This window comes from Microbacterium sp. LTA6 (genome assembly GCF_045690355.1).
GTDB lineage: Bacteria > Actinomycetota > Actinomycetes > Actinomycetales > Microbacteriaceae > Microbacterium.
The window spans coordinates 1,170,514-1,184,375 of sequence record NZ_CP147855.1 but is presented as its reverse complement, the minus strand read 5'-3'; the positions used below and the strand labels follow the sequence as shown (position 1 = coordinate 1,184,375).

The window sequence follows — 13,862 nt, the reverse complement described above, 5'->3', positions numbered from 1 at the left end:
GGAGGAAGAGGCGACGATGGCGACCGAAGAGTATGACCTGATCATCCTGGGCGGAGGACCGGTCGGTGAGAACGTCGCCGATCGCGCCGTGCAGGCCGGGCTCAGCGCGATCATCGTGGAGAGCGAACTCGTGGGCGGCGAATGCTCCTACTGGGCGTGCATGCCGTCGAAGGCTCTGCTGCGTCCGGCGCAGGCGCTCCGCGCGGCTCAACGCGTCGGTGGTGCGGCCGAGGCCGTGACCGGAGCGCTCGACGTGCGCGCGGTGCTCGCCCGCCGCGACGGGTTCGCCAGCAACTGGTCGGATGACGGACAGGTGCAGTGGCTGAACTCCGCCGGCATCGATCTCGCGCGCGGGCACGGCCGTCTCACCGGGGAACGCGAAGTCACCGTCACCGACGCGGACGGGGCGACCCGGGTGCTGAAGGCGCGGCACGCGGTCGCGATCAGCACCGGATCGGATGCGGTCATCCCGCCGATCGATGGATTGCGTGACGCGTCGCCCTGGACGAGCCGAGAGGCGACGAGCGCCCAGGAGGTGCCCGACGCGCTCGCGATCATCGGGGGTGGCGTTGTCGCGGTGGAGATGGCGACCGCCTACGCGAGCCTCGGCTCGACGGTGACGCTGATCGCCCGCGGGGAGCTGCTCGGATCGATGGAGCCGTTCGCAGGGGAGCGGGTCGCCGCAGGCCTTCGCGGGCTCGGCGTCGACCTCCGTACCAGCACCGGCACGACATCGGTGCGTCGAGACCCATCCGGAGTGACCATCGCGCTCGACGACGGCAGCGAGATCACGGCGAACGAGGTGCTGGTCGCGACCGGGCGTCGGGCCCGCAGTGACGACATCGGCCTGGAGACCGTCGGCCTCACCCCCGGCCGATGGATCCAGACGGATGACACGCTGCGCGTACCCGGGATGGATTGGCTCTACGCGGTCGGCGACGTCAACGGCCGTGCGCTGCTCACCCACCAGGGCAAGTACCAGGCGCGGGCCGCCGGCGATGTCATCGCGGCGAGGGCCAAGGGGGAGACCGTGGATGCCGCAGGATGGGGCCGTCATGCCGCCACCGCCGACCACGCGGCCGTGCCTCAGGTCACGTTCTCGGAGCCGGAGGTCGCATCGGTCGGACTCACCGAGCATGCCGCGCGGGAAGCGGGAAACGCCGTGCGGGTTGTCGACTACGACCTGGGGCACGTGGACGGCGCGCGACTGTACGAGGACGGCTTCGAAGGCCAGGCGCGACTCGTCGTCGACACCGAGCGCGACGTGATCCTCGGGGCGACGTTCGTCGGCCCCGGCGTCGCCGAGCTCCTTCAGGCGGCCACCGTCGCCGTCGTCGGCGAAGTGCCGATCTCCCGCCTCTGGCATGCGGTCCCCGCGTATCCGACGATGAGCGAGGTCTGGCTCCGGCTGCTCGAGGCGTACGGACGGGACTCCGCGTGACTCGCTCACCTCGCACCTCCGAGCGCGGTGCACGGTCCAATCCGTCCGTGCTTCGGCTCCGAACAGACCAAGGATCTCCGCGGTAGGCCGCGCGTCCGGGTCAGCGGTGCATCTGTGTGCACATCGAACCCGGTCGGCACAACCCTGCCCAGGATGTCCGTGACCTCTTATACGCTCGAAATCGAGTCGATCGACCGTCTGGAGACCAGCCCATGATCGAGTTCCGTTCCGTCACGAAGCAGTTCCCCGATGGCACCGTGGCCGTCGACGATTTCAGCCTCGTGCTGCCCTCGCGAAAGACGACCGTGTTCGTCGGGTCATCGGGATGCGGCAAGACCACGCTCCTGCGGATGATCAACCGCATGGTCGAGCCGACGTCCGGTGACGTCGAGATCGACGGCGAGAGCGTGCTCGGCGGCGATCCGGTCGCGCTTCGCCGGAGCATCGGTTACGTCATGCAGAACTCCGGACTCATGCCGCACTTCACGGTGATCGACAACGTGGCGACCGTGCTGCGGCTGAACGGGGTGAGCCGGTCGGCCGCGCATCAGCGGGCACGGGAACTTCTCGACACCGTGGGCCTCGCCCAGAGTCTCGCCGATCGGTACCCGAGTCAGCTGTCCGGCGGACAGCAGCAGCGCGTCGGCGTCGCCCGCGGACTCGCCGCCGACCCGAACATCCTGCTCATGGACGAGCCGTTCGGAGCCGTCGATCCGATCGTCCGCGCCGATCTGCAGCAGGAGACCATCCGGCTGCAGCACGAGCTCGACAAGACGGTCGTCTTCGTGACCCACGACATCGACGAGGCATTCCTGCTCGGCGACCAGGTCGTGATCCTCGACAAGGGCGCGCGCATCGTGCAGGTGGGCAGCCCGAGCGAGATCATCGAGAATCCGGCGAATGATTTCGTCTCGGCGTTCATCGGCGTCGAGCGCGGCCGACGCGCACTGCACCTCAAGCAGACGCCACGCGGCACCGTCGTCGTCGACTCAGAGGGGCGCACGCAGGGCGCGATCGTCGAGCAGGCCGAAGTCGCCGACACGGCGGATGCCGTCGCCGGAAGTCGTGCGCAGGACGGCTCGCTGTGACCTGGGTCCTCGACAACCTCGGGCTCATCCTCGAGCTGACCGCGGCGCACCTCCGGCAGAGCGTCGTGCCGATCGTGCTCGGCTTCCTGCTGTCGCTGCCGCTCGGATGGGTGGCGTGGCGCTACCGCCTCGTCCGCGGTCCGATCATCGCGCTCACCGGGCTGCTGTACACGATCCCCTCGTTGGCGCTGCTGATCCTCCTGCCCTCCGTCGTCGGCTATTCGGCGAGGAGCGAGGCCAACCTCATCATCGCGCTGACGATCTACGCCGTCGCGATCCTGGTGCGGGCCGTCGCAGACGGGCTCGATTCGGTGGACGACGGTGTGCGCCAGGCCGCCACCGCCACCGGTTTCGCGCCGTTCCGGCGATTCTGGGCGGTCGAGTTCCCGCTCGCCGGGCCCGTGATCCTCGCGGGTCTCCGGGTGACCGCCGTCAGCACGATCTCCCTCGCCACGGTGGGCATCCTGATCGGCGTCCGAAACCTCGGATACCTGTTCACCGACGGTCTGCAGCGCCGCATCATCGCGGAGGTCCTCGCCGGAGTGATCGCCGTCGTGGTGATCGCGCTGATCGTCGACTTCCTGCTGCTGCTCGCGGGGCGGGCGCTGATGCCCTGGACTCGTGCAGTGGCGAAGACCGCGAAGACCGCGCCGAGCCCGGCGGCGACGATGAGGGCGGCCGCATGAACCTTTTCGCCGATGCTTTCGCCTGGCTGTTCTCGCCTGATCGGTGGCAGGGCACCTACGCTCTTCCGGTCCTGTTCGGCCAGCACATCGCCTACACGCTCATCTCGGTCCTGATCGCCGCGCTCATCGCCCTGCCCGCGGGATGGCTCATCGGGCACACCGGTCGCGGTCGAGAGATCGCCGTCGCGATCTCGGGGGCCGCCAGGGCGATCCCGTCGTTCGGCCTGATGGTGCTGATGGTCCTGCTGCTGGGCGTGCTGCGCGTGCCGGAGGCCGCGATCATCACCTTCGTGCTCCTCGCCATCCCGTCACTCCTCGCGGGCGCCTACACCGGGTTGGAGGCGATCGATCGCCGCGTGCTGGATGCCGCACGGGCGATGGGGATGACCGAGTGGCAGGTGTTCTGGAAAGTGGAGGTGCCACTGGGGTTGCCGCTGCTGGTCGGCGGGCTGCGGTCGGCGCTGCTCCAGGTCATCGCTACGGTCACCATCGCCGCCTACGTGAACCTGGGCGGCCTCGGCTGGCCGATCATCCAGGGCATTCCGCTGCAGAAGTTCGACCAGGTCCTCGGCGGTGCGATCCTCGTCGCGCTGCTCGCTCTGCTCGTCGACCTGCTGCTCGCCCTCGCCCAGCACGCCGCTGTCCCGGCGGGGGTGCGCGCGGTGCCCGCGCGGGAGCGCCGCCGCGCGCGATCCTCATCTGCCCACGCCTCACCGGCGCCCGCCTGACCGCATGCGTCCCCGACCTCAAGACCCCAGAAAGCTCCAGAGAAAGAGAAGCCCCATGTTCACAGCACGTAAGTCTCGACTCGCTCTCGCGGGGGGCCTCGCCCTTGCCGCATCCCTCGTTCTCGCCGGCTGTGCGAGCAGCAACCCGCTCGACGCGCCGTCCGAGGAGACCGGCGCAGGCGGCGGCGGTGACGACACCATCGTCATCGGATCGCAGGCGTACTACTCGAACGAGATCATCGCCGAGATCTACGCCCAGGCCCTCGAGGCGGCCGACTTCACGGTCGACCGCCAGTTCACCATCGGCCAGCGCGACGTGTACATGCCCGACGTGGAGTCCGGCGCGATCGACCTGTTCCCCGAGTACACGGGCAACCTGCTCGAGTATCTCGACGACAGCGCCACCGCGACCAGCCCCGACGACGTGTATGCGGCTCTGCAGGATGCACTGCCCGACGGCCTCACCGCACTCGAGTACGCCGAGGCATCCGATCAGGACACCTACACGGTGCTGAAGAGCTTCGCCGACGCGAACAAGCTGACGAGCATCTCCGACCTGTCGAAGGTCACCACCCCGGTCACGATCGGCGCCGCTCCCGAGTTCGAGGAGCGTCCGTATGGGCCGGCTGCGGCCAAGGAGGTCTACGGCGTCGACCTGGCGTTCTCCGCGACCGGGCCGACCACGCTGGAGTCGCTGCTGGCCGGCGAGATCCAGGTCGCCGACATCTACTCGGCAGACCCGGCTTTCCAGACGGAGGAGATCGTCGCACTCGAAGACCCGGAGAACATCATCCTGGCCTCGAACGTCGTGCCGATCGCCTCGACCGACGTCGCCGACGAGATCGCCGACGTCATCAACGCCATCAGCGCGAAGCTCACCGCCGAGGAACTGGTGGGCCTCAACGTGCAGAGCACGGTCGACCAGAAGTCGGCGGCCGACATCGCGAAGTCCTGGCTGGAGAAGAACGGCCTGCTCTGACCGGACAGACAGGGGGCCTTCCGATGACCATCGGAAGGCCCCCTCTGCATGCGGGCGTGCGGCCTGAGACAATGGAGTCCATGGCAACGGATAGATCGGCATGATCTCGAAGCGAGATCTCGCCCAACGGCTCGACATCTCCCTGGAGATGGCCGACCGCCACGGATTCGGCGACGGGGCGAGCGAATCCGAGCTCGTGGCGCTCGAACAGGATCCGCCCGCGTGGCTCGTCCAGTCGCGGTCGAACCGCAAGAAGGGCGCCCGCCCCGTGTGGGTCACCCTGACCTGCGAAGTGTGCGGCTACACCGAGACGACCAGGCCCAAGAAGTGGTGGCCGGAGTTCACGTACGTCAGTTGCCGCCACCACGCACTCGGCGAACTTCCGAAGCCGGCTGATGGGCACCATCGCGGCCAGTTCGAGGGCGTCGGAAGCCGATTCGTCGGCATCGTCGATCAGGAGCTCTAGACCCTGGCGTCCTGACGCGGCACCCACACCTGCTTGATGATGATCAGGATGGATGCCGCAACCGGCACGGCCACCAGCGCGCCGAGGAGCCCGAGCAGTGTGCCTCCGGCGAGAGCGCCGATCACCACGAGTGAGCCAGGGATCGAGATCGCCCTGTTCATCACGCGGGGGGTGATCACATACGCCTCGACCTGCATGTAGACGAGGTAGATGATCCCGAAGATGAGCGCGGCCACCGGGTCGGTGAACAGGGCGAGTCCGGTGCCGATGACCCAGAACATCACGGAGCCGACCAGCGGGATCAGGGTGACGCAGAACGCGACGGTCGCCATCAGCGGCGGGAAGGGCAGGCCGAGCGCTGTGTACAGCACGAGAGCGATCATCGCGTTGAAGAAGGCCAGTACGACCATCCCCATCACGTAGCCGCCGACCGCATCGGTGATCAGATCGGTGATGTCTGCGGTGCGGGCGCGGTCGCGGGCCGGGGCGAGGCTGAGCATCCCCTTCTTCATCCCGGGAAGCGTGGCGACGAAATAGATCGTGAGCACGAGTACGACGATGGCGCCGGAGATGCCCGTCGCGATCGAGGCACCCACCTGCAGGGCGCCGCCGCCGATCGCGGCGATGTTGCCCGGGTCGGAGAGGAACTTCTGGATATCGGCGACGAGGGTCTGGAACTGGTCGCCGAACTGCCTGTCGAGGGTGGCGTAGAGATCGGTAGCGGTGAACTCCTGGATCATCGCCGGCACCGAGCGGACGAAGCTGGCGATCTGCTCGATCACGATCGGAAGCACCATCCACAGGATCAGCGCGACGACCACGATGAGGCCGAGGATCACGACGGCCACGGCCACGGCGCGGGAGAGGCCGCGCCGCTCGAGGAACCGGACGGCGGGGTCGAGGCCGAGAGCTGCGAAGAGCGCCAACGCGATATAGATGAGCACGGTCGCGAGGTTCGACAGGGCAAGACCCAGCAGAACGGCCGCGAGCCCCCCGAGCGTGACCAGGAACCCGAAGACGAAGGGCCGGTCGATGCGCGTCCAGAAAGAGCGGCTCGGCGTCATCGGCTCGATGACCACGGCGCGCGGCACCGATGCGGAGGAGGGAGCGGGTGACGGCGGCACCTCGACGGGCGGGGTGTCGTCGATGACGTCGGGTGTCGTCGATTCGTCGTTGCTCATGCCCTCACGATATCGGTGTCACAGCTGGGATCGACGGCGGCGGAACCTCCTAGAGTAGGGGCATGACAGCAGCCATGGACCCCCGGGAAGAACTGCTACGGCTGCGTGCCACGATCGACAACATCGATGCCGCCCTCATCTTCATGCTGGCCGAGCGTTTCCGTGCCACCCAACAGGTCGGGCACCTGAAGGCCGAGCATGAGATGCCGGCATCCGACCCGCGGCGCGAAGAGCAGCAGACAGCCCGCCTCCGGGCGCTCGCCGAAGAGGCCCACCTCGACCCCGAGTTCGCCGAGAAGTGGTTCAACTTCGTCGTGGCCGAGGTCATCCGCCATCACACCGAGGCGGCCGAAGGCCGCTGACGAGGGTCCGCCGCGCTCGGGGGAGATCACCGATGCCGCACGGAAGGCTTGACGGCGCCCTCGCACGCGCGCATAGTTAAGGCATCCACTAATTAAGGATTTGCTTACATGGATGCAGCGGATGAACTCAGCCTCGTCTTCCAGGCCCTCGCCGATCCGACCAGGCGTGCGATGATCTCGCGCCTCAGCAGCGGCTCGACGACCGTCGGAGAACTGGCCGAGCCGTTCGCGATGAGCCGCCCCGCGATCTCGCAGCACCTCAAGGTGCTCGAGCGCGCCGGTCTCGTCGAGCGGACCGTCGACGCGCAATGGCGACGGTGCACGCTCCGCACGGAACCCCTCGACGAGGCTGCGGCCTGGGTCGAGCGGCACCGCGCCGAGTGGAACGCGCGCTTCGACGCGCTCAGTGAGCGACTCCAGGAGCTGAAAGGAACGACCGATGCCTGAGCAGACGGCGACGAGCCAGAAGCAGTTCACCATCACACGCGTCTTCGACGCGCCCCGCGACCTGGTGTGGCGCGCCTGGACGGATCCCGAGGAGGCCATCTTCTGGTGGCATCCGCGAGGCGTGAGTCTCCCCCGGGAGAGCGTCGAGATCGATGCGCGACCAGGCGGCCGGTACCGCTACACGATGATCGCGCCGGACGGCACGGAATATCCCACCGCCGGGGTGTACCGCGAGATCACGCCGCCGGAGCGGCTCGTCTTCACCTGGGGATCTCAGGGCGATCCTGACGAATCCGCCCCGGTCATCACCGTCGACTTCGCGACGCACGGCGATGCCGGCGATGAGACGCTGATGACGTTCCATCTGCAGGGTTTCGACGGTGCACCGGGCGATGAGTTCGTCTACGACGGCTGGGACTCGGCGTTCGACATCCTCGTCGAGCATCTAGACGGGGAGGCATCCTGATGGGCCTCCTCACGGTCGAGCAGATCGTGAGCGTCGACGGATACGCCGCAGAGCCCGACGGCGGCATCGGCTTCATGGATGCCGCCGATGTCGGCAACGCCAATGACGACGACCAGCTCGCGTTCCTTCACGGCGTCGACGCGATCCTGCTGGGCGCGAACACCTACCGGATGTTCGCGGGGTACTGGCCGACGGCCGACCCCGACGTCGAGGTCGTCGCCGAACCGATCAACCGCCTGCCGAAGTTCGTCATCTCGAACACGCTCACCGAGGCGCCCTGGGGCGACGGGGCGATCGAGATTCTCCGAGGTGACGCCACACGTGCAGTCACCGATCTCAAGGAGCGGTACGGCCGGATCGTCGTCTGGGGCAGCCTCGAGCTCGCCGACGCGCTGTTCGAGGCTGGTCTGGTCGATGAGCTGCGCCTCCGCGTCGTACCGGTGCTCATCGGCGAGGGGCGCTCGTTCACGCCGACGTCGCTCGGCCAGCGCCGCCTCGACCTGGATCGGGTCGTCTCGCACCCGAGCGGTCATGTCGGAATGACCTACCGGGTCGTGGCATCCGCCTGAGAATGCTGAAGGCCCCGGAACGCGACGGCGTTCCGGGACCTTCAATGTGAAGCTACTTCGAGGTGCCCTGCGACACCGATCCCTGCAGCTGACGCTGGAAGAAGATGTACACCAGGAGCACCGGCACGATCGTGATGATCACCGCGGCGAACAGAGCGCCCTGGTCGACCTCGTACCCTGCGGCCGACGCGAACGCCGCCATTCCCTGCGACAGCACGTACTGCGATGAGTTCGGGTTCAACGCGACGGGCAGCAGGAACTGATTCCACAGGCCGAGGAAGTTCAGGATGCCGACCGCGGCCAGGCCGGGCTTGGCCATCGGCAGCATCACCTGGAAGAAGGTGCGCCATTCGCTCGCGCCGTCGACGTAGGCCGCTTCCTGGATCTCGTACGGCAACGACTTGAAGAACGAGTAGAGGAAGAACACCGTGAACGGCAGGGCGAACGCCACATAGGTGATGATCAGGCCCGGCAGGGTGCCGAGCAATCCGATCCCCTGCAGGACGAAGAACAGCGGAACGATCGCGAGGAACACCGGGAAGGTGAGGCCGGCGAGCATCAGGTAGTAGATCACCCTGCTGCCGGGCACCGAGAACCGCGCGAGCACGTAGGCGCACATCGCGCCGAGCAGCATCACCAGGACCAGCGAGACGCCGACCACGATGATCGTGTTCAGGAACATCTGGCCGAAGTTGTGCTTCGTCCAGGCGTTGATGTAGTTCGTGAAGTCCCACGACGACGGCAGCGTGAACGGCGATTCGAAGATCTCCGACGTGGACTTGAACGAGCTGAACAGCGTCCACAGCAGCGGCAGGATCACCACGATCGACCAGATGGCCAGCACGATGTGCGAGATGGTGCCGACGACCTTGTCGCCGGTCGTCGTCCTGGTCTTGCGGACCAGAACCGGATTCTTGCGGGCGCGCTTCGGATCGATCGAGATCAGGGTCTGCGTCTTGTCGCTCATATGCGTCCCCCATCGTCTTTGCCGCCGGTGAGTCTGTTGACCAGGAACACGAGCGCGGCGAACAGCAGCGTGATCACCGCGAGCACGACGCCCATGGCGCTCGCCAGGCCGAACTGGCTCTTCTCGAATGCGGTGCGGTACAGGTACTGCGACATCACGAGAGTGGTGTTACCGGGGCCGCCGGTGGCGTTCAGGGCCGCCATGTAGACGAACGCGTCGAGTGCCATGATGCCGATGTAGATGTACGCGGTCTGCACGTTGTCGCGGATCAGCGGGAGGGTGATCGAGATCGTCGTGCGGAATCGGCCGGCGCCGTCGATGCGGGCGGCCTCATAGGTCTCGGCAGGGATGCCCTTGATCGCGGCGATGAACAGCACCATGTAGAAGCCGACCATGCCCCAGACGATCACGAAGATGGAGGCGCCCATCGCGGTGCGTTCGTCACCGAGCCAGGCGAAGCCCTTCACGTCCAGTCCGGCGGCGTCGAGGATGCCGTTGAGCAGCCCCTCCGGCGAGTAGATCAGCGCCCAGAGGATGCCGATCACGATCGCGGGAATGACGTACGGGAAGAACGAGACGACGCGGTAGAAACTCGATCCGCCGAGGCCGCGAACCTGACCGCTGCTCGGGCCGCCGACCGTGATCATGCTCGCGAAGACGAGCGCGATCGACAGGGTGATCAGCGGCACGGCGATCGCCAGAAGGATGTTGTTGCCCATGGCCTGGAGGAACGTCGAGTCGGAGAAGAGTCGACCGAAGTTCTTGAGCCCGACGAAGTCCATCTCCGGCGAGAAGCCGGTCCAGTTCGTCATCGAGTAATACACGGCCTGCACGAACGGCGAGATCACGAAGATCAGGAAGATCGCCACCGGCAGGACGAGGAACACCAGCAGGAAGGAGACGTAATCGAAGGTCAGCGGGCGCTGCCCAAGACGGGGCGGCTTGCGCCGCCCCGTCTTGGGAGTGATGACTGCGGCGGTGTTCGTCGCCGAGTCAAGACCGGGAAGTGAGGTCACTTGATCTCGATCTTGTTGACCGAGTCGTCGTCGCGGACCTTGTCGGTGAGGGCCTGCAGCTGCTGCGTGATCTCAGCGACCGTCATCTTGCCGTCGAGGAACGAGTTCCAGATCGGCAGCTGGTCGCTGTTCATGCCGTACAGGTTGAACGACTTGATGGTGAAGACGTTCTCACCGGCGGTCGCCAGCAGTTCCGACTGCGACACGAGTGCGGTCGAGCCGAAGCCGTCTTCGGGAACGGTGCCCTTGACGATCGTCGGAGCGAGCTTCTCCTTCGCAAAGGCGGTCGCCGACTCCTTCGAGAGCATCGTGCGCAGCAGCTCCTTGCCACCGGCCGGGTTCTTCGCCTTGGTCGGAACGACGAACGGCTCGCCGGCCTCGGCGCGCATCGTGCCGGCCGGGGTCGTCTGGCTGGTGTTGAGGGGCAGCTCGGCGAGGCCCTTCATCGCGAAGCCCTCCTTCGTCTGCGACTTCATCTCGTTCTCGATCCACGAGCCCGACGGGTACAGCAGCGCCTCCTGCTTGTTGCTCCACTGCGCCTGCGCCTCGGTGAACTGCGTGCCCGAACCGCCCGGCTTCACGTAACCCGACGCGATCAGGTCGTGGAAGATCGTCAGGATGTCCTGGATGACCGGGTTGGACCAGCATCCCTCTTCGAGGTTCTCGAGCGGCAGGCGCACGTCGTCGCCACCCTGGATGACGGCCGAGTCGACGACCATCGTCTGGTAGTAGGTCGCCGCTTCCTTGCCCCAGAGGAACAGGAACTTGCCCTGTGCCTTCGCGGCCTCGCCGAGAGCCTTGAGGTCCTGCCAGCTCGTCGGCACCTTCCAGCCGTTCTCCTCGAACAGGCTCGACGAGTACCACAGGCCGTACACGGTCATGACGTAGTTCAGTGCGACGAACTTGCCGTCGAACGTACCGGGAGCCTCGACGCCGCCGTACAGCGTGTCGCGGATCTTCTCGCCCTCGAGGTTCTCGGAGTCGATCACCGAGGTGAGGTCTTCGAGCTGGTCGATGATCGTGTTCCAGCCGATCGAGTTCGCGCCGGAGTTGTCGATGAGGTCCGGCGGGTTGCCGCCGACGAAGCGCGGCTGCAGTTCGGTGGCGATCTTGGTCGAGGGCGAGACCTTGACGGTGACGCCGTCGAGACCCTTGCTCTTCTCCATCAGCTTCGCGGCGTTCTCGACGTAGTCGACGCCGTAGCCACCGTTGAAGATGACCGCGTCGACGGTCGTGTTGGCGGCGACACCGAACGGGTTGTCGGATGTCACCTCGCCCTTGGGTCCGGTGCTTCCGCCGCCGCCGGGTGCGGCGCAGGATGCGAGGGACATGCCAAAGGGCAGCAGCAGCGCCGTCGCGGCTGCACCGCGCAGCAGGTTGCGGCGGCTGATGGACTGGTTGTTGAGTTCCATCTTCGTACCTTTCGTTGTGGTGTGATCGGTGAGGGTGTGCCGGGTGCGCTCAGGCGCCCCGTCGGATGCGGCCGCGGTAGCGGTCTTCGAGGACTGAGTTGTGGTCGTCGCCGCCGGGAATGTTGGCGGAGATGTACATCGGGGGCGTCTCGCCGCGGTCGGCGATCGTGCGCGCCACCCCGAGCGTGAGCAGCTGAGCGATGTACGCGGCGGTGATCGACGAGATCGCGCCGGCTCCGATGCCGTCGGCGACCTCGAGAGTCGTGTCGCCGTAGGGGGCGAGGTTGTCGATGACGATGTCGGCGACCTCGCTGAGACGCTGGCCGGACGGATGCTTCGGCTGCACGCGTGCGGTGTGCTCCAGGCTGGTCACCGCGATCACGCTGTGCCCGTGCTCTTTCGCCCACAGCGCTGCGCCGACGATGGATCCGTTCACGCCGGAGTTCGAGGCGATCACGAAGATGTCGTTCTCGCCTACCGGGACGGTTGCCATGAGCTCCTCGACGACCCACGGTTCGCGCTCCAACGCGCCGGTGAGCACCTCGACGTCGCGATCTCCGTGCATCACGATGTCGCGGAGCGCGAAGCGGTTGGTCGGGATGAGTCCGCCTGCGCGCCCGGAGATCTCCATGGCGAAGGCTTCGGAGTGTCCGGTGCCGAAGGCGTGGATGACGCCGCCGCCGTCGAGAGCGCCGACCAGCAGTCCGATCGCACCGTCGAAGGCACCGGATTCGGCTCGAGCGGTCAGTTCCGCGAGTCGGGTCTGCGCCTCGCGGAACAGGTCTGACGCATCGGTCATCGCGGGTCTCCTTGCTGGAACTGCTTCACTGACAGGTCGTCGGGTTGCCGGCCTCGCCATTGCCGAGGCCCATGCTGCGTGGCACCATTGCCTCCAGAATCCGACCCCGGGATTTCCCTTGGGTTGAAGCTATGCTCACGGCGCATCAAGGTCAAGTTAGGACGCATAACAAATGGGTCACGACATGTTGATGTTGGGCGTGGACGCAGGTGGAACGTCGACCAGGGCGGTGCTGACGAACGCCAGCGGGGCGTGTCTCGGCTACGGCGTCGGCGGGCGCGGCAACCCGATCTCTGCGGGTCCTGAGCGGGCGGCGGACGGCGTGCTGGAGGCCGTTCAGGGGGCGGTCGCGTCGGCCGGCTGTGCGGTGGGCGACATCGCCGTGATCACCGCGGCCATGGCCGGACAGCGGGCGTCCGGCGCCGGGGCGGACCGGCTTCGCGACCGGCTGACCGCTGCGGGCTTCACCGGACAACTCGCCTTCGAGTCTGACCTGCTGGCGACGTATTTCAGCGGGACGGCGGAGGAGTTCGGGTACGCCATCGTGTCCGGCACCGGAGCGAGCGTCATTCGCATCTCGGGCGGCCGGATCGACGTGGCGAGCGACGGCCTCGGCTGGCTGCTCGGCGACCGCGGCAGCGGCTTCTGGATCGGGCGCCGCATTGCCAGGGCCGTAGTGCAGGATCTCGACGCCACGGGACCGGAGACGGCGTTGACGCGCGGGGTGCTCGATCATCTCGGAATCCCCTCGGAGCCCACGCGCGGCGACGGTCGCTCGGTCATGCTGGAGCGGATCGTCGACGCCCTGTACGCCCGGCCGCCGATCGAGCTCGCCTCGCTGGCGCCGCTCGCGTTCGCGACCGAAGGCGATCCGGTGGCCGAGCGCATTCTGCGCCGAGCGGGCGAGCATCTCGCCGACTCGCTGATCGCCGTCTTGACCGGACCGGGGCCGCTCGTCGCCGGGGGTGGCGTGCTGTCGCGCCCCGGAGCGGTGCGGGATGCTTTCATGAGGCGCCTCGGAGCTGCCGCGGCCGGCCTGGATCTGCGTCCGGTCGTCGACGGGGTCATCGGAGCGGGCGTGCTCGCGCTGCGCGCCGGCGGGGTGCCGACGACGGACGAAACGCTCGCGACGCTCACCGTGACGCTCGCCCGCTTTCGGTGACGCCCGGCGAATCTCGAACCCCATGTTGTTCTCATCGAGCGATACTCTATGATCGAAACCGGCTTAAAACAATCACAAATATGCATCTTTGAT

At 67.0% G+C, this 13,862-nt stretch carries 16 protein-coding genes; 11 read left to right on the top strand and 5 right to left on the bottom strand.

The features are described from left to right. Positions 1–16: 16 nt before the first annotated feature. The 6 genes from LTA6_RS05590 to LTA6_RS05565 all read left to right on the top strand — a co-directional run bounded on the left by LTA6_RS05590 (position 17) and on the right by LTA6_RS05565 (position 5,388). A complete protein-coding gene (locus LTA6_RS05590) occupies positions 17–1,441 on the top strand; it encodes an NAD(P)/FAD-dependent oxidoreductase (protein ID WP_341976564.1) in 1,425 nt (474 codons plus the stop codon). 212 nt (positions 1,442–1,653) lie between these two features. Further along, positions 1,654–2,529 (top strand): ATP-binding cassette domain-containing protein, encoded by an 876-nt coding sequence (locus LTA6_RS05585; protein WP_341976563.1) that lies wholly within the window; start codon positions 1,654–1,656, stop codon positions 2,527–2,529. Continuing rightward, on the top strand, positions 2,526–3,215 hold the full coding sequence (locus tag LTA6_RS05580; RefSeq protein ID WP_341976562.1) for an ABC transporter permease: 690 nt from the start codon (positions 2,526–2,528) through the stop codon (positions 3,213–3,215). Before LTA6_RS05585 ends, LTA6_RS05580 begins: the two co-directional genes overlap by 4 nt. Next, positions 3,212–3,943 (top strand): ABC transporter permease subunit, encoded by a 732-nt coding sequence (locus LTA6_RS05575; RefSeq protein WP_341976561.1) that lies wholly within the window; start codon positions 3,212–3,214, stop codon positions 3,941–3,943. The genes LTA6_RS05580 and LTA6_RS05575 overlap by 4 nt, the downstream gene beginning before the upstream one ends. A 55-nt stretch (positions 3,944–3,998) precedes the next feature. Continuing rightward, on the top strand, positions 3,999–4,922 hold the full coding sequence (locus LTA6_RS05570) for an ABC transporter substrate-binding protein (protein ID WP_341976560.1): 924 nt from the start codon (positions 3,999–4,001) through the stop codon (positions 4,920–4,922). A gap of 100 nt (positions 4,923–5,022) precedes the next feature. Then, complete coding sequence (locus LTA6_RS05565; RefSeq protein WP_341976559.1) at positions 5,023–5,388, top strand: hypothetical protein; 366 nt, start codon at positions 5,023–5,025, stop codon at positions 5,386–5,388. Here the strand turns inward: LTA6_RS05565 and LTA6_RS05560 are convergent. Beyond that, entirely contained in the window at positions 5,385–6,569 is a 1,185-nt protein-coding gene (locus tag LTA6_RS05560; protein WP_341976558.1) for an AI-2E family transporter, read from the bottom strand. The genes LTA6_RS05565 and LTA6_RS05560 overlap by 4 nt on opposite strands. A gap of 62 nt (positions 6,570–6,631) precedes the next feature. On the opposite strand from LTA6_RS05560, the gene LTA6_RS05555 reads away from it, so the two are divergent. The 4 genes from LTA6_RS05555 to LTA6_RS05540 all read left to right on the top strand — a co-directional run bounded on the left by LTA6_RS05555 (position 6,632) and on the right by LTA6_RS05540 (position 8,413). Further along, a complete protein-coding gene (locus tag LTA6_RS05555) occupies positions 6,632–6,931 on the top strand; it encodes a chorismate mutase (protein ID WP_341976557.1) in 300 nt (99 codons plus the stop codon). A 108-nt stretch (positions 6,932–7,039) separates the two neighbouring features. Then, entirely contained in the window at positions 7,040–7,378 is a 339-nt protein-coding gene (locus tag LTA6_RS05550) for a metalloregulator ArsR/SmtB family transcription factor (RefSeq protein ID WP_341976556.1), read from the top strand. After that, entirely contained in the window at positions 7,371–7,844 is a 474-nt protein-coding gene (locus tag LTA6_RS05545; protein ID WP_341976555.1) for an SRPBCC domain-containing protein, read from the top strand. The genes LTA6_RS05550 and LTA6_RS05545 overlap by 8 nt, the downstream gene beginning before the upstream one ends. Beyond that, positions 7,844–8,413 (top strand): dihydrofolate reductase family protein, encoded by a 570-nt coding sequence (locus tag LTA6_RS05540; RefSeq protein ID WP_341976554.1) that lies wholly within the window; start codon positions 7,844–7,846, stop codon positions 8,411–8,413. The genes LTA6_RS05545 and LTA6_RS05540 overlap by 1 nt, the downstream gene beginning before the upstream one ends. A gap of 52 nt (positions 8,414–8,465) precedes the next feature. Here LTA6_RS05540 and LTA6_RS05535 read toward each other — a convergent pair whose 3' ends face one another. The 4 genes from LTA6_RS05535 to LTA6_RS05520 are packed head-to-tail and all read right to left on the bottom strand — an operon-like array spanning position 8,466 to position 12,607. Beyond that, positions 8,466–9,380: a carbohydrate ABC transporter permease gene (locus LTA6_RS05535; RefSeq protein ID WP_341976553.1), complete on the bottom strand. Its 915-nt coding sequence runs from the start codon at positions 9,378–9,380 to the stop codon at positions 8,466–8,468. Next, complete coding sequence (locus LTA6_RS05530) at positions 9,377–10,396, bottom strand: sugar ABC transporter permease (protein WP_363550226.1); 1,020 nt, start codon at positions 10,394–10,396, stop codon at positions 9,377–9,379. The genes LTA6_RS05535 and LTA6_RS05530 overlap by 4 nt, the downstream gene beginning before the upstream one ends. Next, positions 10,393–11,808 (bottom strand): N-acetylglucosamine/diacetylchitobiose ABC transporter substrate-binding protein, encoded by a 1,416-nt coding sequence (gene ngcE / locus LTA6_RS05525; protein ID WP_341976551.1) that lies wholly within the window; start codon positions 11,806–11,808, stop codon positions 10,393–10,395. The genes LTA6_RS05530 and ngcE overlap by 4 nt, the downstream gene beginning before the upstream one ends. A gap of 49 nt (positions 11,809–11,857) precedes the next feature. Beyond that, on the bottom strand, positions 11,858–12,607 hold the full coding sequence (locus LTA6_RS05520) for an SIS domain-containing protein (protein WP_341976550.1): 750 nt from the start codon (positions 12,605–12,607) through the stop codon (positions 11,858–11,860). Between the two features lie 184 nt (positions 12,608–12,791). Between LTA6_RS05520 and LTA6_RS05515 the strand changes: the two genes are divergently transcribed. Continuing rightward, the gene (locus tag LTA6_RS05515) at positions 12,792–13,769 is read left to right on the top strand and encodes an N-acetylglucosamine kinase (RefSeq protein ID WP_407358887.1); all 978 of its coding nucleotides are present in this window, start codon (positions 12,792–12,794) and stop codon (positions 13,767–13,769) included. Positions 13,770–13,862: the final 93 nt, after the last annotated feature.